16 protein-coding genes are annotated in these 20,444 nt (G+C 44.5%); 11 read left to right on the forward strand and 5 right to left on the reverse strand.

What is annotated here, in order from left to right; all coding sequences use genetic code 11:
- Positions 1 to 146: 146 nt before the first annotated feature.
- Positions 147 to 1,751, reverse strand: a complete 1,605-nt coding sequence (gene dnaQ, locus B3Q63_RS08435; RefSeq protein ID WP_296175680.1) for a DNA polymerase III subunit epsilon — start codon at positions 1,749 to 1,751, stop codon at positions 147 to 149.
- Between the two features lie 308 nt (positions 1,752 to 2,059).
- Between dnaQ and B3Q63_RS08440 the strand changes: the two genes are divergently transcribed.
- A complete protein-coding gene (locus tag B3Q63_RS08440; RefSeq protein WP_296175682.1) occupies positions 2,060 to 2,620 on the forward strand; it encodes a hypothetical protein in 561 nt (186 codons plus the stop codon).
- 121 nt (positions 2,621 to 2,741) lie between these two features.
- Positions 2,742 to 3,047, forward strand: a complete 306-nt coding sequence (locus B3Q63_RS08445) for a hypothetical protein (protein ID WP_271133906.1) — start codon at positions 2,742 to 2,744, stop codon at positions 3,045 to 3,047.
- A gap of 108 nt (positions 3,048 to 3,155) precedes the next feature.
- On the opposite strand, the gene B3Q63_RS08450 is transcribed toward B3Q63_RS08445, so the two are convergent.
- Positions 3,156 to 3,566 carry a YkvA family protein gene (locus B3Q63_RS08450; RefSeq protein WP_201565337.1) on the reverse strand — a complete coding sequence of 137 codons (411 nt, stop codon included), beginning with the start codon at positions 3,564 to 3,566 and terminating at the stop codon, positions 3,156 to 3,158.
- Between the two features lie 284 nt (positions 3,567 to 3,850).
- Between B3Q63_RS08450 and B3Q63_RS08455 the strand changes: the two genes are divergently transcribed.
- Positions 3,851 to 5,137: an LD-carboxypeptidase gene (locus tag B3Q63_RS08455; protein WP_296175686.1), complete on the forward strand. Its 1,287-nt coding sequence runs from the start codon at positions 3,851 to 3,853 to the stop codon at positions 5,135 to 5,137.
- Positions 5,138 to 5,358: 221 nt separating this feature from the next.
- On the opposite strand, the gene B3Q63_RS08460 is transcribed toward B3Q63_RS08455, so the two are convergent.
- A complete protein-coding gene (locus tag B3Q63_RS08460; RefSeq protein WP_296175688.1) occupies positions 5,359 to 6,381 on the reverse strand; it encodes a GlxA family transcriptional regulator in 1,023 nt (340 codons plus the stop codon).
- 170 nt (positions 6,382 to 6,551) lie between these two features.
- Between B3Q63_RS08460 and B3Q63_RS08465 the strand changes: the two genes are divergently transcribed.
- The 4 genes from B3Q63_RS08465 (at position 6,552) to B3Q63_RS08480 (ending at position 11,104) form a co-directional block, all read left to right on the forward strand.
- On the forward strand, positions 6,552 to 8,372 hold the full coding sequence (locus B3Q63_RS08465) for an acyl-CoA dehydrogenase (RefSeq protein WP_296175690.1): 1,821 nt from the start codon (positions 6,552 to 6,554) through the stop codon (positions 8,370 to 8,372).
- 56 nt (positions 8,373 to 8,428) lie between these two features.
- The gene (locus B3Q63_RS08470) at positions 8,429 to 9,436 is read left to right on the forward strand and encodes an NADP-dependent oxidoreductase (protein WP_296175691.1); all 1,008 of its coding nucleotides are present in this window, start codon (positions 8,429 to 8,431) and stop codon (positions 9,434 to 9,436) included.
- Between the two features lie 3 nt (positions 9,437 to 9,439).
- Complete coding sequence (locus B3Q63_RS08475; protein WP_296175694.1) at positions 9,440 to 10,222, forward strand: SDR family NAD(P)-dependent oxidoreductase; 783 nt, start codon at positions 9,440 to 9,442, stop codon at positions 10,220 to 10,222.
- A 120-nt stretch (positions 10,223 to 10,342) separates the two neighbouring features.
- Positions 10,343 to 11,104 carry an SDR family oxidoreductase gene (locus B3Q63_RS08480; RefSeq protein WP_198328034.1) on the forward strand — a complete coding sequence of 254 codons (762 nt, stop codon included), beginning with the start codon at positions 10,343 to 10,345 and terminating at the stop codon, positions 11,102 to 11,104.
- A 129-nt stretch (positions 11,105 to 11,233) separates the two neighbouring features.
- On the opposite strand, the gene uvrA is transcribed toward B3Q63_RS08480, so the two are convergent.
- On the reverse strand, positions 11,234 to 13,816 hold the full coding sequence (gene uvrA / locus B3Q63_RS08485) for an excinuclease ABC subunit UvrA (RefSeq protein WP_296175696.1): 2,583 nt from the start codon (positions 13,814 to 13,816) through the stop codon (positions 11,234 to 11,236).
- 330 nt (positions 13,817 to 14,146) lie between these two features.
- Here uvrA and arfB point away from each other — a divergent pair, with 330 nt between their 5' ends.
- Entirely contained in the window at positions 14,147 to 14,560 is a 414-nt protein-coding gene (arfB, locus tag B3Q63_RS08490) for an alternative ribosome rescue aminoacyl-tRNA hydrolase ArfB (protein ID WP_296175698.1), read from the forward strand.
- Between the two features lie 95 nt (positions 14,561 to 14,655).
- On the opposite strand, the gene B3Q63_RS08495 is transcribed toward arfB, so the two are convergent.
- Positions 14,656 to 15,855, reverse strand: coding sequence for a sugar transporter (locus tag B3Q63_RS08495; RefSeq protein ID WP_201565330.1), 1,200 nt, complete (start codon positions 15,853 to 15,855; stop codon positions 14,656 to 14,658).
- Positions 15,856 to 16,259: 404 nt separating this feature from the next.
- Here B3Q63_RS08495 and B3Q63_RS08500 point away from each other — a divergent pair, with 404 nt between their 5' ends.
- The 3 genes from B3Q63_RS08500 (at position 16,260) to B3Q63_RS08510 (ending at position 20,382) form a co-directional block, all read left to right on the forward strand.
- On the forward strand, positions 16,260 to 17,207 hold the full coding sequence (locus tag B3Q63_RS08500; RefSeq protein WP_296175701.1) for a LysR substrate-binding domain-containing protein: 948 nt from the start codon (positions 16,260 to 16,262) through the stop codon (positions 17,205 to 17,207).
- Between the two features lie 273 nt (positions 17,208 to 17,480).
- A complete protein-coding gene (locus B3Q63_RS08505; protein ID WP_296175703.1) occupies positions 17,481 to 18,752 on the forward strand; it encodes a 2-aminoadipate transaminase in 1,272 nt (423 codons plus the stop codon).
- Positions 18,753 to 18,981: 229 nt separating this feature from the next.
- Positions 18,982 to 20,382, forward strand: a complete 1,401-nt coding sequence (locus B3Q63_RS08510; RefSeq protein WP_414706334.1) for a 2-oxoadipate dioxygenase/decarboxylase HglS — start codon at positions 18,982 to 18,984, stop codon at positions 20,380 to 20,382.
- Positions 20,383 to 20,444 lie beyond the last annotated feature (62 nt).

Here is a 20,444-nt window from a genome sequence, read left to right on the forward strand (position 1 = left end):
AATAGCAATGGTTTATGATCAATTAAAAATAATATCAATAAGGTTTTAACGCTTATTGTCATAATAATCAAGACTAACTTACTTAACCGCCAGTATAAGAGGTTATTTAATAATAAAAACGATTTTAATGATGGGGATTATGACGGCTACATTTTATCTTTAAGCGCAGGATAATCCTCTGCAAGCGCCGCATACCAGCTTTGATTGGCGCTCTCATTGTTACTTGAGGTCATTAATAAACTGGCCAAATCAGCAAAGCTTGCATGGGCGGTATGTCCGCCATCGGCTTGGGTGTCGTCCTCGATAGCAAGGGTGACTTGGCCGCCGGTCATTGCCAAATAAACTTCAGCTAAAATCTCTGAGTCAAGTAATGCGCCGTGGAAAGTACGGTCTTGCTTACCGACATCTAGGCGGCGCACGAGGGCATCTAGGGTGTTTTTTTGCCCCGGATATTGCTGCTTGGCCATCACCAGCGAGTCGGTCACTTGGACGCGCTCCGCAAAGTCATGCATGCCAACTTTGGCGAACTCCATATTTAAGAAGTTCATATCAAAGGTGGCGTTATGAGCGATGATTTCGGCACCGTCCATAAAATCATACAGCGCCTGAGCGACTTGATCAAAGGTTGGCTTATCGGTTAAAAATGCCTCAGAGATACCATGAATGCGGATAACTTCTTCATCCATACCGCGCTGCGGGTTGATATAGACGTGGAGCTTTTCGCCGGTAAATTTACGCCCGACCATCTCTACAATACCGACTTCAATAATACGGTCACCCTTCATTGGGTCAAGACCTGTGGTCTCGGTATCCATAATAAGCTGGCGGTCAGATTCATGACGATGGATGGGTTTTGGCAGCAGCGGTATAAAATACGGGTTGGCACGGCTGGTATCACCATCAAATTTTGGCGTATCGGCTTCGCTACTGGTCTCTATATCAGCTGTTATATCTGCTATTTGGTTATTTGTGCTGGTGTCTGGCATCACTGTATCGCTTATTGTTTTGGTAGCATGGTGCTCATTGCTATTTTCTGCAGCTAAAGCATCTGTAGTTATCATCGTATCATGATGGTTTTGACTGTCTGTTTGACTGTCTAATAACTCTGCATCAAGCTCATCATCCATCATATCAAACCCTAATGGATCAAATTTTAGCCAATCATCGCTAGCGTTCTGGGTATTATCGGTCACTATTTGCTCTTTTTTTTTAGCAGTCTCTTGCGAGTTGATTAGGGCAGCACTTTCACTGTTAGATGTCACGCCTAAATTTGCTAGCTCATCTGCTTTTTCGTTGCCCGCGTGTCCGGCGTGACCCTTGACCCAATGCCAATCAACATCGCGTTGTTGGCAGAGCTCATCTAGTCGCTGCCAAAGGTCTTGGTTGGCGACGGGCTTTTTACTTGCCGTTTTCCAACCTCTTTTTTTCCAACCCTCAATCCATTCGGTAATGCCTTTTTTGACATAGCTTGAATCTGTCCAAATCTCAAGTTTGTGCTCATGCGGACTGTGGGTCAGTGCTTGTATCGCGCCCATCAGCTCCATGCGATTATTGGTCGTTTCTTTATCACCACCATATAAATCCTGCGTACAACCATCGCTAAATATCAGGTGCGCGCCCCAGCCGCCAGCACCCGGATTGCCTTTACAAGCACCGTCGGTATAAGCAACTGTCGTATTGGGTTTTGCGGCCAACGGATTTATGGCGTTATTAATATTAAATGACTGCGCTGAAGTAGAAGTGTCTGACATAAAAGCGTATTGACCTAATAAATGGTAAACGTGGAGCAGGGCGGTTTCGGTAGTGCTATTTTTACACCAGCTAGCACGATATATTTTAGGTTTGAGTATAGCAAATCTATTCCAGCTATGGGCAGCTGGCATGCACAAAATCGTAAAAGCACAGATGATAGTAGTGATGATAATAATAACGCGGTGGTTTTCTGTTAAAATGGCTGCGATTGTAGTGCGATGGCACGATTTGATTGTTTTCTTTTTGATTATTTTTAACAGTCAGACGCTCAATATCAGCTTTTTATATGCAAATGCAGGATAACCCTATGATGTCCGTACGCCCAAACGTTTTTTATAAAAAATGGTCGCCCTTGATGGTCGCTATCACAATCAGTAGCGCACTGTTTTTAAGTGCTTGCAATGATAGCAATACGCCAACTGATACTAAACAGATGCAGACGGCAGCGGATTTATCCATATTTGAAGGCTGCTATACCGTCAGTCATGATGAGCCTGCGCAGATAAAAGTCAGCCAACAGGGCGGCGCGTGGGTGATGCAGATGAAAGAGCCGGCAAGCGCTAAGCGCGTTTGGGATGATGCTGAGCCGTTAGAGGTGATTGCAAATAGCGATATACCCACGTATTTCTCTATTGACCCTGACAATGTCGATGCGGTCATTGGGCGTCCAGACAGAGTGTTGGTACTGGCGCATGTGAAGCCTGTCTATGCCAATATCGATCCGCTACTTGATAGTGAGTATTTATCCTATATTTATCGCGGTGCCAATACCATTTATCGTGTCGAGTGTGACGAGGTTAATACGGATATTTTAGCCAATCCTCATTCAAACATTGTGATTGATAATGTGAATGAGAGCAGCCAGTAAAACTATAGAGAAGCCTTTATATAAATATCTCATGATCGGGTATGATAATAAGCGAACAAAGCTATTTCTAAACCATTAAAGCTTTCGGTAATCAACAAATACGTCATTAGAGTCGGGCAATATGAATTTTTTTAGTTATGTGGTGTTAGGCGGATTTTCTTATGCGGCGGGTTGGGCAGTCAGAACCTATATCCTAGATAAACAGCCAAAACCTGAGCAGCCTTATAATCTTAAGCATCCAGCAATCTTAGCCTATCTTGGCGGATTTTTTATTGTTATGCTGATTATTTCATGGCTTATCGGTCGCTATTTGCTTGGACACGTTGCCGTTGACTTGCCTTTTATTATTGTGAATAGCTTGGTTGCTACCTTTGTGTATTCATTTGGTTTGAATCCAGAAAAAGCCAATTATGAAGTGCCAGATTAACTCGTATAGATAAATTGCTAGCGGTTAATAAAAAGCCAAGGCTGATAAATGGATTATCGGTCGTGGCTTTTTCTCATTTATCTTTTCAGTAGCATAGCTTATCAGCAGTTAATTCTTTTTCTTTAAGTTGGTAGCAGTTTTAACCGCTGTTTGGCTTTGCTTCCACGTTTGATATTTCTGCAAATCTTTTTCGATAAGTTTTAAGCAAAAGGTGAGTACCAGCGCATCGTCGATATGACCGATAAAAGGGATAAAGTCTGGGATAATATCAATCGGGTTGAGAGTATAAAGCAGCCCGACGACGCCCGCTGAAATGGTCTTGTAGGGAATATCGCGATAATTGCCTTTGTAATAATCTTTAATCAAGCTCATAAATAGCATCAAATCCTTGGCAAAACGCTCAAGATGGCTGCTATCTTTTAGCTTTTCTTGCAGTTTTTCTTCCTCATGAATGAGGTACTCTAAATCGGCATCTAAGATGTCATCTTTTTCCTGCTTATCAGTCGCTTTGTCAGCCATTATTATTATCCTTATTTAAGCGCAATTGATGTCTTTATGTGATGTCTTCATACTACAACAAAGTCGTGGCATGCGCCAATATTGCGTATTATGGATAGGTTTAATTTGCTTGAGTTTTTAGTGTATAGAGTAGCGAAAAAGTAAATATGGGCAAGGGTTAGGCAACTATTTTCACTTGCAAACCGTTTACAATACGCAGCTGTGATGTCTAAGCAAATAGATTGCAAAGATAAAGATGATTCAAAAGTAGATTAATATAAAAAACGATAAGGTAGTAGCGAGCGATGGTTTCCAAGAGTCAGTTATTAAAAAATGATAAAAGTAAAGATGCTCATACAGCGAATGAAACGACGTCTGGCTTGAATCGTCGCCAGTTTTTACGTCAAGTGGGAATCAGTGCCGGGGCAGGACTATTGGCAACTCAAAGCATGACACAGGCGCTAGCTGCCAATACTATTCAGCAAGATAAAAGCACGCAGCTTACCAAAGATGATCTGCCAACGGCATTGATGGATGAGCGCCTGCCATCACAACAAGCAGCGCCCGAAATATTGCAACCGAATACCCGCTGTATTACGCCAAGTATAGAGACGCGGCTTTTTGCCAGCTCCAATGTCGGTGGTAGTGACGAGCGTAATGAATTAGCGTTAGAGCGCTTGGCCTGTGCGGGTTTTAAGGTGGATAATTCTGCGATTACCAAACGGCAGTATTTGCGCTTTGCGGGTACGGATTCGCAGCGCGCGAGTGATTTGCAAAACATTGCTACGGGTGCTATTACCGCGCCAAAATTACTGCTCGGGGTGCGCGGTGGCTATGGTGCTGTGCGTCTATTACCAATGGTTGATTGGGCGACGTTGGGGCGCATTATGAAGGAGCGTGGTACGATACTCGCAGGCTTTAGTGATGTGACCGCCATACAGTGCGCATTATTGGCAAAAGGAGAGATGAGCTCGCTTGCCGCGCCGATGCTCTATAGTGAGTTTGGTAAAAACAAACCCGACCAAGTCAGCTGCCGACAGTTTGCAGAAGCATTAACCAATCCCAATTTGGCTATCAATATACAAGATGCGTCGTTAACCAGTCCAAATTTACCAAGTATCTTGGCAACTTCTGAGCCAAAAACTTTAACGGGCACTATTTGGGGCGGCAATCTAAGTGTGGTGTCAGCGTTGGCAGGTAGTGACTATTTGCCTCGTATTGACGGCGGTATTGTATTTTTAGAAGATGTCGGCGAGCAAGCTTACCGCATCGAGCGCATGCTATATGATTTGTATTTAGCAGGGGTGTTTAAGAATCAGCAAGCGATTGTGTTTGGCGCGTTATCAGGTAGCGGTGAGGACAGTTATGACAAGCGTTATGATGTCGCTACTGTAATTCGTCAATTGCATAAGCTGACAGGATTGCCGATTTATAATGGCATGCGCTTTGGTCATATTGGACAAAAGCACAGTTTTCCATTAGGTGCGACGTGCCAGCTTAGCGCCAATAAATTCGGTGGCTATCAGTTAGCATTTAGTGGTTATCCAATTATTAAGTCCGATGCCATTCGTGTCGAAGGCTTGTGGCAATAAAGTTTAGGTCTATAGTCGAATCCAAATAAATCAGAAACGTAGCTATCAAATCGCTCAATGAAAAGTTGTTTTTCTTGCGTGCTGTGCCTACGCCGACAGATGCTGCGCAAAACAACTTTTCATCTCACTTTATCATTTTTATATCGAATTAACTATATAAAATTTTTGCTGTGATAATTTTGCTTCAGCAACGTATTACTTCTAAAAAATCTACTGTAAAGTTAAATCGCCAAGCGCGAAAATTTATCCTGATATTCTTTCGGCGTCAGTTCAGTAGCGCGTTTAAACAAGCGTGTGAATGATGAAATATCATCGTAGCCAACTTGCTCAGCGAGTGATTTAATCGTCACATCTCCTAATTCTAACAAACGCTTTGCCTGCTCAATTCTCACCGCTTGAATATACTCAATCGGCCGCATAGCAACGCAGGATTGAAAGCGTCTATTTAAGGTGCGCGGTGTGATATTCACCATAGTCGCCAAATTGCTCACCTGCATAGATTGCCTAAAATTCTCCTCGATAAATTCCTGTACTTGCTTAACCAGCTGGTCTGAATGCGGTTTATGCAAGGTTACATTGGTATAGCTGTTTTGATTGCCGCGTTTACTATCAATAATTTGAGTTTTTGCCACTTGGGTAGAAATCTCACGGCCGCAATACCGCTCAATTAATAATAGTCCCAAGTCATAAAAGGCGCTGCCTCCTGCTGCACAGAATATATTGCCAGATTGGTCTTTTGACTGGCTTTTTGAGTGAGTGACAAATTGGTTTTCTTGCAAATCAACCAGTGGAAAATCTGCCTTAAACTTACTGGCATAGCCCCAATGGGTTGTCGCTACTTTGCCATCGAGCAAGCCTGCTTTTGCTAAAAAGAAAGCCCCGCTACAATTGCTGGCGATATCCGCTTTGGTATTCGCCAGTCGCTTTATATGCGCAATTAAGTCACTGTTTTGGCTCAATACTTTATCGATTGAATCGCCAATCGTTGGGATTAACAATAAATCGCATTCCGTCACCTGCCGAATATCGCAATGCGCTTGCATGATTAAGCGATTGCTACATCTGATATCTACGCCGTCCAGACTAGCAATCTGCACATTAAACCTAGGCTCTACTTCTTCATCCAAAAAGCGCTGCCAGCTGACGCCAGTAAATGAAAATAAATCTAGCGCTCCTGTCAAAGCGCTGCCAAGTACGCCATCGAAGCCGATAATGATGACTTTAAAAGGTTTGAAGTAGGGCATAAGTGTTTAGCTTCCTATTAAATACTTATTCAAAATGTCAGTTTTTCCTAAATTTGCATATCAGTTTTGTCTTATTTGACCATAATTATGTCATAAATGACAATACGGCAAGGCGTTAAATTAGATTAATATCAATGCATCACCAAATTTAATGAGTTAACGAGAATACTATGGCAGCAGATACGCTTATCAATGACTTTGAATTACCGTTTCAATTATATGATGTATTGGGCACTGAACATTTAACCGAGCATCCAAAATTTGCAGAACATAGCCGCGAAACCTTTGATGCGGTATTAGACACCGCCAATAAAATAGCGACTCAGTTATTCTTACCGCACAACCATGTGGCGGATAAAAACGAGCCACAATTCGATGGCAAAAAAGTCAGCATGATAGACGATGTAAAAGTCGCCTTTGATGCATTTCGTGAGTCAGGCTTTATCGCGGGTCGTTATAGCTTTGACGATGGCGGGATGCAATTACCTGAAACGGTTATGACGGCGGTAGCAGGCTATTTTATGGCAGCCAACCCATCAACCACCGCTTATCCGTTTTTGACTACTGCCGCCATTAATGTTATCTCACATTTCGCCAGTGATGAGATTAAACAGGCCTTTATGCCGCGCATGCTAACGGGTGAATTTACTGGCACCATGGCGTTAACGGAACCGCATGCTGGCTCATCGCTTGCCGATATCAAAACTACCGCCGTCAAACAAGACGACGGCAGCTATCGCGTCAAAGGCAGCAAGATTTATATTTCAGCAGGCGATCACGAATTGTCTGATAATATTGTGCATTTGGTCTTAGCCAAAGTGCCGGGCGGTCCTGGTGGTGTCAAAGGCATTTCTTTATTTGCCGTGCCTAAGTATCGTCTGAATGATGATTTATCGGTCGGCGAGCGCAATGATGTCCATTTAACGGGTCTCATTCATAAGCTGGGTTATCGAGGCGCGACTTCTACGGCGTTAAGCTTCGGTGATGCAGGCGAGTGTTATGGCTATCTTATCGGCGAAGAGCATTTCGGCTTGCGCTACATGTTTAAGATGATGAATGAAGCGCGTATCGCGGTTGGCTTTGGCGCAGCGATGATTGGCTATCGTGGTTATCAGTATTCGCTCGATTATGCCAAAGACAGAACGCAGGGCAGAATCGCCCCAAATAATAAGCCTGAAGATGCGGCAACGGCGATTATTAATCATGGTGATGTCAAACGTATGTTACTTGCGCAAAAAGCCTATAGCGAGGGCGGCATATCACTCTGTTTATACGGCTCAAACCTGATTGACCGTATCAATACTTGTGAAGATGCAACACTAAAAGCTGAGCTATCAGAACTGCTGGATTTATTAACCCCAGTGTTAAAAGCATGGCCGTCTGAATACGGTCCAAAAGCCAATGATTTGGGTATTCAAGTATTGGGCGGCGCAGGTTATACGCGTGAATATCAAGCCGAGCAGTTTTGGCGTGACAATCGTCTTAATCCCATTCATGAAGGCACAAATGGTGTGCAAGCGTTAGATTTGTCATTTCGTAAGTTATGGCAAAACAAGTGTCTTGGTATCCAAATTCTAAAACGTGAAATCACTCAAGACCTAGAGAGTATTACTACGCCAGAAACCGCAAAACTTGCCGGTAAATTGATGCCTTATATGGGTCATCTGCATGAAGTCTTGGTGCATTTAAGTAAAGTTCTGCAAACAGAAAAAGCCATCACGTTGACTGGTAATGCGCAAGCATTGATGAATATTTTTGCCTCTATCGTGGTCAGTTGGATTTGGATTCGCCAAGCCAGCAAAGCTGAGCAATTGCTAAGCAAAATTAACGACAGCGAAACAACAGATGTTGATAAGCAAAACTTCTATCACGGCAAACTACAAGCAGCAAAATACTTTATCGATTGGGAATTACCGTTAATCAAGCGCGATATTGAGCTGTTAAATAACGACAATACGGTATGTACCGATATGCAAGCAGAGTGGTTTTAAGGGATTTTGAATCATATTTTGTATTAATAATAAATACAACTTTAAAGGAATAAATAATGACAACAATCAATAAACAGTGGCGCTTAAAAGAACGACCTGTTGGCGCGCCGAGTGCGGAGACTTGGGATTATACCGAGTCAGAACGACCGACTATCACAGACGGTCAGTTACTGATAAAAATTGAATATATCTCGATGGATCCAGCGATGCGTGGCTGGTTAAACGACGCCAAATCTTATATTGAACCAGTACAGATTGGCGAGGTAATGCGTGCAGGTACCGTGGGTGAAGTGATTGAAAGTAAGCATGAGAAATTTGCCGTTGGCGATTATGTTGTAGGTCATAACGGCGTGCAATCGTATGCGGTCAGCGATGGCACAGGGCTACATAAAGTCGATCCAAAACTTGCGCCGCTATCTTATTACTTAGGTGTACTCGGTATGCCGGGTATGACCGGTTACTTTGGCCTGCTAAAAACAGGCGCGCCAAAAGCGGGCGAGACCGTCGTCGTTTCTGGTGCCGCTGGTGCGGTTGGTAGCTTGGTTGGGCAAATTGCCAAGCTCAAAGGCTGCCGCGTCGTCGGTATCGCAGGTGGTAGCGAGAAATGTAAATTCTTAGTCGATGAGCTGGGTTTTGATGCGGCTATAGATTATAAAAATGAAAATGTCAAAAAGGGCTTAAAACAAGCGTGTCCAGATGGCGTCGATGTCTTCTTTGACAACGTCGGCGGCGATATCTTAAATGACGTCCTCACGCAAATTAATCTGCATGCCCGTATCGTCATTTGCGGTGCGATTAGCCAATATAACAACACTACAGAAGTCAAAGGGCCATCAAATTATTTGTCATTATTGGTCAATCGTGCCCGTATGGAAGGCATCGTCGTCTTTGATAATATCAAAGAATATCCGACGGCGATGAAAGACATCGCAGGCTGGATTCAAGCGGGCGACATTAAAGTGAAAGACCATATCGTTGAGGGTATTGAGACTTTCCCTGATACCTTGATGATGCTATTTAAAGGTGAAAATTTCGGCAAGCTGGTACTTAAGGTAGAGGGATAAATCATGACACTGAATACAAATGGAATTGCATCAGACGTCACTGGTAAACGCATTTTAATCACCGGCGGTGCATCTGGCATTGGCGCTGCCAGTGCGCTATTGTTAGCCAGTCGCGGTGCGAAAGTTGTCATTGGTGATTTAGCGGAAGAGATGGGCGCTACTGTTGCTCAGCAAGGGCAAGATGCTGGTAATAGCATCGTCTTTAAAAAAGTCGATGTGACCAGTGGCGATGAAGTGCGGACGCTATTTGCTTTTGCTATGGAAACGCTTGGCGGTCTTGATGTGGTGATAAATAATGCGGGTATCGACCATAAACCGGCACCGATGCATGAGCTAAGTGATGATGATTTTGATCGTAATATCGCCGTTAATTTAAAAGGCGTCTGGCATTGTATGCGCGCTGCTGTTACTTGTATGGCGCCCAATGGCGGCGGTCATGTGATTAATGTCGCCTCTATCGCAGGTTTACGTTCAGCACCACTGCTGACAGCTTATAGCGCGGCCAAGCATGGAGTGATGGGGCTGACCAAATCTGCTGCTCATGAATATGCCCGTGTCAATATCCGCTTTAATGCGGTATGTCCAAGCTTTATCGATACGCCAATGGTGCGTAATACCATGGCAAAAATGGACGAGCGTGCCCAGCAAGCAACCATCAAAGCTAGCCCAATGCGGCGTTTGGGAGATGTCGATGAAGTATCTGGCGCGATTGCTTGGCTGGCGAGTGATGAAAGCAGCTTTATGAATGGTCATGCCTTTACCCTTGATGGTGGCATGTTGGCTTAGTTAACTTAATATATTTTATTAAAACGATTGATATGAAGTTTCTAATTTAAATTTCTAAGCTAAGTATCTCAGAACTGGTAAAAATGTATAAATAATATATGTAAAATATAAGGAATAATTATGAAAGATTTATTTGATTTAACGGGTAAGATTGCTTTGGTTACGGGTGCGAGCCGCGGTATTGGCGAATCTATCGCCCGCTTATTGGCGTCAAGAGGCGCGCATGTGATTGTCTCTAGTCGTAAGATTGATGCTTGCCAAGCGGTCGCGGATAGCATCATCGCTGATGGTCATAAAGCCAGCGCCTTTGCTTGTCATGTGGGCGATATGGATCAGATTGAAGCGATTTTTGAGCATATCAAAAGCGAATTTGGTCAAATTGATATCTTGGTCAATAACGCCGCGGCAAACCCTTACTACGGGCATATCTTAGATACGGATTTAGCGGCTTTTGATAAGACCGTTGAAGTCAATATTCGTGGTTATTTCTTTATGTCGACGGCTGCGGGTAAGATGATGCGCGAGCAGGGCGGCGGGGTGATTTTAAATACTGCCTCGGTCAATGGCTTGGTCGCAGGTGACAAGCAAGGTATCTATTCAATTACTAAAGCGGCAGTGATTAGCATGACTAAAGCCTTTGCCAAAGAATGTGGCCCACTAAATATTCGCGTTAATGCGTTATTACCGGGTCTGACCGATACCAAATTTGCCTCTGCTTTGACGACCAATGATAAAGTCTTAAAAATGGCACTACATGCCATTCCGCTAGGGCGCGTGGCTAATCCTGACGAGATGGCAGGCACGGTATTGTACCTAGTCTCTGACGCCTCAAGTTATACCACGGGTGCGACCGTGGTCGTCGATGGCGGTATGCTTGCCTAGTTATCAATGAGTAGTTTGAAAGATAAAGACAGCACTTAACATAGAAAAACCGCATGATATTAAAATCGTGCGGTTTTTCTTATTACATATTTCCATTTTTTAGTTAGTGTACTGTTTTTTATATCAATACTAAGTCAATAAAAAAGGCGCAGTACGACTCTCTTTGGATTTCGCCACCTCTTTAGGCGTACCTTCTGCGACAATAAGACCACCTTCATCGCCAGCACCTGGGCCCATATCGATAATCCAATCGCTGTTGCTCGCGACTTGCATATCATGCTCAACCATAATCACCGTATTACCGGTTGCGACAAGCCCATTTAACTGCGCCATCAGCAGCGCGACATCAGAAGGATGGAGGCCAGTCGTTGGTTCATCGAGCACATACAGCGTATCGCCGCGCTGGGTACGCTGCAGTTCGGTAGCAAGCTTGATGCGCTGTGCTTCGCCACCAGACAACTCGGTCGCTGGTTGCCCAAGTCTTAGATAACCAAGCCCAACTTTTAGCAAGGCGTCTAAGGCGCGCATTATTGGGGCATCATCAACGAAAAATTCAGCAGCCGCTTCAACTGTTAAATCGAGCACTTCAGCGATATTCTTACCGTGATAAGTAATCTCTAGGGTTTCATCGTTATAGCGTTGACCGTGGCACACTTGGCAAGGCGAGTAAACACTCGGCAGAAATAGCAGCTCAACGCTGACAAAACCGACGCCTTCGCAATTTGGGCAACGGCCTTTTTTTACGTTAAATGAGAAACGTCCGGCATCATAGTGCCTTGCTTTTGCTTCTTTGGTGGCAGCAAATAATTTGCGCACATGATCGAACAGTCCGGTATAAGTGGCAAGGTTTGAGCGCGGCGTGCGCCCGATGGCTTTTTGGTCAACGGTGACTAAGCGCTTTATATGCTCCATACCACTGACTATCTCACCGCCTATTGGCGTTTCTTGTTCTTGCTCCAGTAAAGCCGCCTCATCGGTGGGCGCTTCAATCACGGTTTTTTGCCCAAACGCATTGTAGACCAGTTCAACCAACGCTTGACTGACCAAGCTTGATTTTCCCGAACCTGAAACGCCCGTCACTGTGGTTAATACCGCTAAAGGAAATGCCACATCTAGCCCTTGTAAGTTATTACGCTCGATATTGACAAGTTTTAGCCAATGATTAGGTTGTCTTGGCTGCTGGCTTGTTAATTGCTGGGCTTTTGATTTTTTATTTTTAAAATCCCCATGAAAAAGATATTGTCCAGTATAGGAATCAGAGATATCTTGCAAGCCTGCGACAGGGCCGCTATAGATGATTTCACCGCCATGACTGCCTGCTTTTGGTCCGACATCGACGATCCAATCGGCGTGGCGAATGACGCTGACATCATGCTCGACAATGAATAATGAATTACCCGCCGCTACCAGTTCATCTAGAACACCTAATAGCGCCTGAGTATCGGCAGGATGCAGGCCAGCGGATGGTTCATCGAGCACATAAACCACGCCAAATAGTTTAGAGCGAATTTGGGTGCCAAGTCTTAGGCGCTGTAGCTCACCAGGCGATAAGGTAGGTGTAGTGCGTTCAAGAGATAAGTAACCTAGCCCAAGTCTGGTTAACGCTTCTACACGCGATAAGATATCGCTGGTAATACGCTTGGCGACGATGGCTTTTTCACGGTCGGCCATATCATCGCTGAGTTTTTTATTGGCAGCGTCGTGAAGTTTTAGCGCCAGTTCAGTTAAGGTTAATTGTGACAACTCGCCAATATCAAGCCCTGCAAATTTAACCGACAGCGATTCTTGTTTTAACTTTTTGCCATGGCAGCTTGGGCATTCTGAAATTTGCATAAACTGCGCCACGCGTTTTTTGGTACGCGGACTTTGCGTACTGGCAAAAGAATGCAAGACGAAATTTTTTGCACTGGCATAGGTGCCTTTATAATTGGGTTTCTCTCCTTTTTTGATCGCCTCGCGTACTTGCTCGAGATTGTATTCTGGGTAAACGGGGACTTCTGGCGTGTCATCAGTAAATAAAATCCAATCACGGGTTTCCTTGGATAAGGTGTTCCAAGGTTTGTCGATATCGTAGCCCAGTGTGGTCAATATCCGGCTCAGATTCTGCCCTTGCCATGCTGGTGGCCAAGCAGCAATGGCGCGTTCTCGAATGGTTTTCGTCTTGTCAGGCACGAGCAAATCTTCTGTGACCTCAAACACGCGACCAATACCTGAGCAAGTAGGGCAAGCACCTTCTGGCGTATTTGGCGAAAAGGCATCGGCATATAGCATGTCTTGCCCAGCAGGATATTCGCCTGCTCGCGAGTACAGCATGCGTAGACCATTTGAAATCGTCGTCACGCTACCAACCGATGAACGTACCGACGGCGTACCGCGCTGCTGTTGCAAGGCGACCGCAGGCGGTAAGCCTTCTATCGAATCGACATCAGGCTCGCCAACTTGGTCAATCAAGCGCCGCGCATAAGGCGATACCGAATCAAGGTAGCGGCGTTGCGACTCAGCAAACAAGGTACCAAATGCCAGTGACGATTTGCCTGAGCCTGATATACCGGTAAAAACGACCAACGCATTACGCGGTAAATCTACATCGACATTTTTGAGATTGTGCACCCGCGCGCCCCTGACCTGAATGCTTTGTGCAGCGGTAAGGTTGTGATTTTTGAGAGAAGTGTTAGATTTTTTATGATTAGATTTCTTATTATTGGTTGTCATACAACGCTTATTCCTTTGACTAAAATCGGCTTATTAACGCTTTGATTCAACAATACCCTATCTGTTTGATACTGTGTTCTTTTAATATCGTATCTGCTTAAAGTCATCCTACCACCTTAAAATCAAATCACTGCGCAGGCTTACGCTTTATATACAGAGGATAGACACAGCAACGTCAAACGATAACATTTATAAGGTTTACCCTATAAATTGCAGATTATAGAGGTTAAGAGATACGGCGTTTTGAACGCTATTAAGCGGGCAAGTGGCGCGTTAATTGAGAATGCTTTATCATTAACCTTATCTATCAATCATTTATAAAAGCATTCTATGATTTTTATCAGCAATACCATCAGCCTGAATGACAGTGAAGTAGAGATTAGCGCCATACGCGCGCAAGGGGCAGGCGGGCAAAACGTCAATAAAGTCTCTTCTGCGATTCATTTGCGTTTTGATATTCATGCCTCAAGCTTAAGCGATGTCATTAAGCAGCGCTTATTGGACAGCAAAGACAGTCGAATCACCAAAGAAGGTGTGCTTATTATTAAAGCGCAGCAATTTCGTACCCAAGAACGCAATCGAATTGATGCCTTGGAGCGGCTGCAAAGCTTTATTATTCAAGCCACTCATGTCAATAAAACCCGCAAAGCGACCAAACCTAGCCGGAACGCCAAACGTAAACGCGTGGATGCAAAGACCCAACGCGGTAAGACCAAAGCTTTACGCGGTAAGGTGGATTTTTAAATAAGCGGCTTAATTTTTTAATAAACCAAACAGCAAAATGCCAGCCCATTTAAGGGGGTGGCATTTTTTATGCTTATTTACTATCAGATTTTTAGCTAACCAAGTCTTCTGCTTAATTCAGGAAAGCGCTTTATCATAAATAACATCAGTAGCAGTGACACACTGGCGATAGCGGCACCAACATAGCCCACGCTTGATATTGAAATATGCGTCACCGCATAACCCCCAAACAGCGCACCGGCACCAATGCCTAAATTAATAATCCCTGAGAACATCGACATCAGCATGTCTTGCGCCGTGACATCGACCATGATGACTTTGGCTTGCATAGAGATAATCAGCAGCATCAGCGCCGCGCCCCACAGTAACGCAATGAAACTCAGCGCCCAGATAGAAGTCACGGCAAACAATAGTACCAGCATAGATATCAGCATTAATATGATCGATATCAGCATCAATCTGGTATTAAAACGATCGCCCCAACGGCTGAATATCACACTGCCCGCAATCCCTGCCACCCCAAACAGTAGCAAGACAACCGTCGCGGCGTTTTCACTTATAGCGCCAACCTGCCGCATAAAGGGTTCGATATAAGAATAAGCGGTATAGTGCGCGGTAAAGACCAGTAAAATAAGCAGATACAAACAGACCAATAAGGGATTTTTAAGCAATTCTGGAATTTTTCTAAACGAGCCTTCAAACATACTTGGTAGCGTTGGTAATAGTCTTGCTTGTAGGATAAAGACGATAAAAGCAATCACGCCAATACCGCCAAAGGTTGCCCGCCAGCCAAACCATTGACCGACTAAGCGCCCTAGTGGCACGCCAAGCACCATCGCCAATGAAGTACCGGTCGCAAGTACACTAAGTGCCAGTGCTTTTTTGCCTTCTGGTGCTACGCGTATCGCAATCGCTGCGGTGATTGACCAAAATATCGCGTGTGATAGCGCAATACCAACACGGCTAATCAGTAATACATCAAAGCTCCATGCGAATACGGACAATACGTGGCTGGCAATAAAAACCACAAACAAGCCCAAGAGTAAGCTTTTACGCTCAAAGCGGCTGGTGAGTAGCATCAATGGTAATGACATGGCCGCGACAATCCACGCATACAGTGTTAACATCCAGCCAGTCTCAGCCGTAGTGATGGAAAAATCTTGGGCGATGTCACTTAATAGGGCAACGGGGACAAATTCGGTAGTATTCATAATAAAAGCGCTGACGCCCATTAAGAATACTTGGAAATACTGAGTTCGGCGAGCATTTGCGCTCACCTCAAGGTTATGTTTCATATGATCCAATACAAATAAAGAAGGCGCTAATAGTGCAAATTAGCTGAAAAATAATTCATGAGTTTAAGAATAACGGCGGCATAGGTCGTAATGATGAAAAAGAGGAGGGCAAGATAGCAAATCAGTTGCGGTATGTCAGAGCCTATCATCAGACCCTACTATTTTATCAGGAATCGACGGTGTTTTTTGTAGGAGAGTCTTTAAAATTAGCGACCGAATAATTGGTTGAATGGTTAAGTAAATCCGATCATGGCATCAGTGTCAGTTACATAGTGTTTATAGTGAGGTATCGCTATTTACGCTTGAATATAGGTATGATGACGCCATAGGCTAGGAATGCCTGATAACGTGATTTTAAATAATCATTGATATTTTACTAAGATGGAATAAAAGAAAAGCAATCTATGAAAACCGACACCAATAAACCATTAGCCTTTAGAAGATATCCATCGACGACGGCGCTGCAATGTTTTGAGACCGCTGCTCGTCATTTGAGTTTTACCAATGCCGCGCAAGAGATGCACATGACCCAAAGCGCCATCAGTAAGCAAGTGGCGCAATTAGAGGAGATGCTAAACCTGTCTTTGTTTTATCGGACGCCGCACCGGATTTCACTGACCCCTGCTGGCAAGTCATATTATCTTGAAGTGTTAGAGATTTTAAAACATATCGAGGTGGCGACCACCAATTTGATGTCGCATAGCAGTAATACCGAGCTGCTAAAAATCGTCTCGCATCCCACATTTTGCGCCCGTTGGTTGATTCCAGCACTCAGTGGCTTTAGTCAAGAATATCCCCTTATTAACTTGGATATTAAAGAGCTGGCGGGGCCGTTTTTTTCTGAAGACCAAAATGTCGATATTGCTTTTTTATATGGTGATGGCATGTGGAGCAATATGGAGTCTATAAAACTGTTCGATGAATACTGCGTTGCGGTCTGTCAGCCGCAGTATTTGCGAGATAAAACACTGAGTACTGAGTGTCTAAATGATTATGTGTTATTGCAAATAAGCTCGCGCCTAAGTGCGTGGTACGAGTATTTTAAGCAACAAGATATCAGCGTTGATGGCACCTTTGTAGGTCCACGTTTTGAGACTTTTCATGCTTGCATTTCTGCCGCCTTACTTGGCTATGGTATTGCCTTAGTGCCGTTACGCTTGGTAGAGCCTGAGCTACAATCAGGCGCTTTAGTGCTGGCGTGGGATTATGCGGCAAAGGGTCGCGGCAGCTATTATGTGACTTATCCTGTCTCTTCAGGACAATCGCATAAGGTCAAAGCGGTTTTAGAATGGATTACGGCTTATTTAGCAATCTCAGATGAGCGTGAAAAGGCGTTAGGGTTGGTTTTATAATGTCACTTACGTTTCTTTATAACCTAAAGTATTTTTTATAGCACTTGTCTTGTTATTTTTATCCTGCAAAGTTATTTGCTGTGAGAATTTAACAAGCTAAAAAAACAAAAAAACTGCCTTGATACGCAGTTTTTTTGTTTTTAAAGGATTCGTTTAGGGAGTTAATTTACTGGTAATGACAAAAAGGAATGCCACCACAACTATTATTCGTTTGCTGCCGGAATGATGTTTTGTTGAAATGAGTCTAACTCAAGGAAGAGATAGAGATTCATCATGGACAAGCTTTATAACGTGACCGATGCCTTTACGATGGTGCATCCGCTCACGCTCGTCAAAGGCAAAAATGCCAGAGTTTGGGACGACAATGACCGAAGCTATATCGATTTTGTCGGCGGTATCGGCGTTTTAAACTTTGGTCACTGCCATCCTCACATCGTTGACGCCATCATTCAGCAAGCCCAGGCGCTGATTCACTATGCCTACAATGCGGCAGCGCATCAGCCGTATCAAAGCTTTATGCCGCGATTGTGTGAGCTTGTACCTATCAGCGGCGAGCTGGCAGGAATGCTCACCAACTGCGGTGCAGAAGCAACCGAAAACGCCATCAAGATAGCACGCATGAAAACTGGCCGCACAGGCGTCATTGCATTTGATGGTGGCTTTCATGGGCGCACACTGGCTGCCGTCAATCTCAATGGTAAGGTCGCGCCTTATAAGCGCGGGCTTGGTGCATTGGCCAGCGGCGTTTATCATATTCCTTTTCCCAGCCCCGATAACAATATCGGCGACGAGCAAGCGATTGACGCGCTCCAGCGTTTATTTATGGTAGAAACCGATATCGATAATATCGGTGCCATTATCGTCGAACCCGTACAAGGGGAAGGCGGCTTTCAGTTGTTGTCGCCCACCTTTGCGCAATATCTACGTAAGTTTTGTGATGAGCACGGCATGTTACTTATCATGGACGAAATTCAATCCGGTTATGGTCGTACGGGTACGCCGTTTGCTTTTACTCATTTAGGGATTGAGCCTGACCTTATTTTACTTGGCAAAAGTATCGCAGGTGGCTTGCCATTAGGTGCGGTCATAGGAAAGGCTAATGTGGTCAATGGTTTGCCTAAAGGCAGTTTGGGCGGTACTTATTCTGGCAATCCAGTTGCTTGCGCCGCTGCCAATGCCACGCTTGATATCATGCAAGCCGATGACGTTTGGCAGTCAGCCAAGCATTATGCCCAGACGATTGAGACGACCATCCGCCAATGGCAGCAAGAAGGTATCTCACCTTGGTTATTTGGACTTACCGGTATCGGTGCGATGCGTGGTATTGAGTTACGCCATCCTGAGCATGATGTGCATCCAAGTGTGATGGCGCAAGTATTAACCAAAGCCCGCGAGCGTGGTCTATTACTTATGCCAAGTGGGCAATATCGCCATATCATTCGCTTATTACCGCCACTTACCATAGAGCCTGACACCCTAAAAGAAGGGTTGGATATTCTAAAAGAGGTGCTCATCGCGCTTCCTGATGGATTGCCTGCCGCTTAATGTTTAGGAATGCTTAGGAATGCTTAGGAATGCTTAGGAATGTTTAGGAATGTTTAGGCGTGCTTAGGATTGATAGTGCATCGTCATAACCAAATGCTCGAAATAAAATACTTATTATTAAGCTAAAAATTTATTAACTCTATTACAAGGATGTTTATTTGTGAAAAATAGTAGCGTCAGTCCAGATAAGGATTTTATCTGCAGCGATGATATCCGCCATCATTTTTCTATGGCCATGTCAGCGATGTACCAAGATGAGGTGCCGCTATACGGCGATTTGGTTGATTTGGTCAGTGATGTCAATACCGAAGTATTAACCTCATATCCCGATATTAAATCACAACTGCTGCATACGGGCGAGATTGAACGTCTAAGCATGGAACGCCACGGGGCGATTCGACTGGGTACCGCAGCAGAGCTGAGCATGATGCGCCGTCTTTTTGCCGTGATGGGTATGCACCCTGTCGGCTACTACGATTTAGCGCCTGCTGGCGTGCCGGTGCATTCAACAGCTTTTCGCGCACTTGACTCGCATTCATTGCATAAAAGCCCCTTTCGCGTTTTTACCTCGTTATTGCGTTTAGATTTGATTGCCGATGAAACCTTAAGACAAGAAGCCACGGCCACACTGGCGCAGCGTCAGATATTCACTACTGGCGTTATTGAGCTTATTGAGGTTTTTGAGGCGCAAGATGGTTTAACTGCTGCGCAAGCAGAGAAATTTGTCCAAGAAGCGCTAGAGACATTTCGCTGGCATGATAAAACGCCGGTGGCAAAAGCGCTCTATCAGCGTCTATTAAATCAGCATCCGCTGGTCGCTGATGTGGTCGGCTTTAAGGGTCCGCATATCAATCATTTAACGCCTAGAACCTTGGATATTGATGCTGTACAACAAGGCATGCAAGCCCGCGGTATACCTTCAAAAGCCATTATCGAAGGGCCACCGCGTAGAGCGTGTCCTATCTTATTAAGGCAAACCAGTTTTAAAGCGCTACAAGAAGCGGTTGGCTTTAAAGTTGCTAATAATTCAGACGCTAGCCATGAAGAGTATGAGCAAGGGCATCATACCGCGCGCTTTGGAGAGATTGAACAACGCGGTGTGGCGTTAACACCAAAGGGCCGCGCGCTTTATGATGAACTACTGAGTGAAGCACGCCGCCAGCTTGGTGCTACCCCAAATGAGGACAATGCGGCTCAATACAATCAAATTTTAGTCGAGGTATTTACCGCTTTTCCTGATGACTATCAAACTCTACATGATGAGGGGCTGGCGTATTTTTATTATCAGTTGACGGATAGCAGCCTTGATTCTGAGGACGGTCAAGCGTTTTTGGCCGGCACCTTAAGCACTTATGATTTGAATAAACTGCCTAATGCTAAGCTGACTGCTCTGATTAATGATGAGGTGCTTCGCATTGAACCCATCGTTTATGAGGACTTTTTGCCCGTCAGTGCCGCTGGTATCTTTCAATCGAACCTGCAAGAGGCGCAGCCAAGCCAATATGACGGTTACTCAAGCCAACAAGAGTTTGAGCGTGATTTGGGCGCAGCTATTCACGATGAGATGGCATTGTATGAAGCGATGCAAGCTCAAAGCCTTGAGCAGTGCCAGTCTAGCATCAGTATTTAGTAAAATTTAGGCTAGAAATGTCTAGCGTATAGCCGACTTATTATCGCGTCATTCCAAAAAGG

It is taken from the genome of Psychrobacter sp. UBA2769, from assembly GCF_002352555.1.
Taxonomy (GTDB): Bacteria; Pseudomonadota; Gammaproteobacteria; order Pseudomonadales; family Moraxellaceae; genus Psychrobacter; species Psychrobacter maritimus.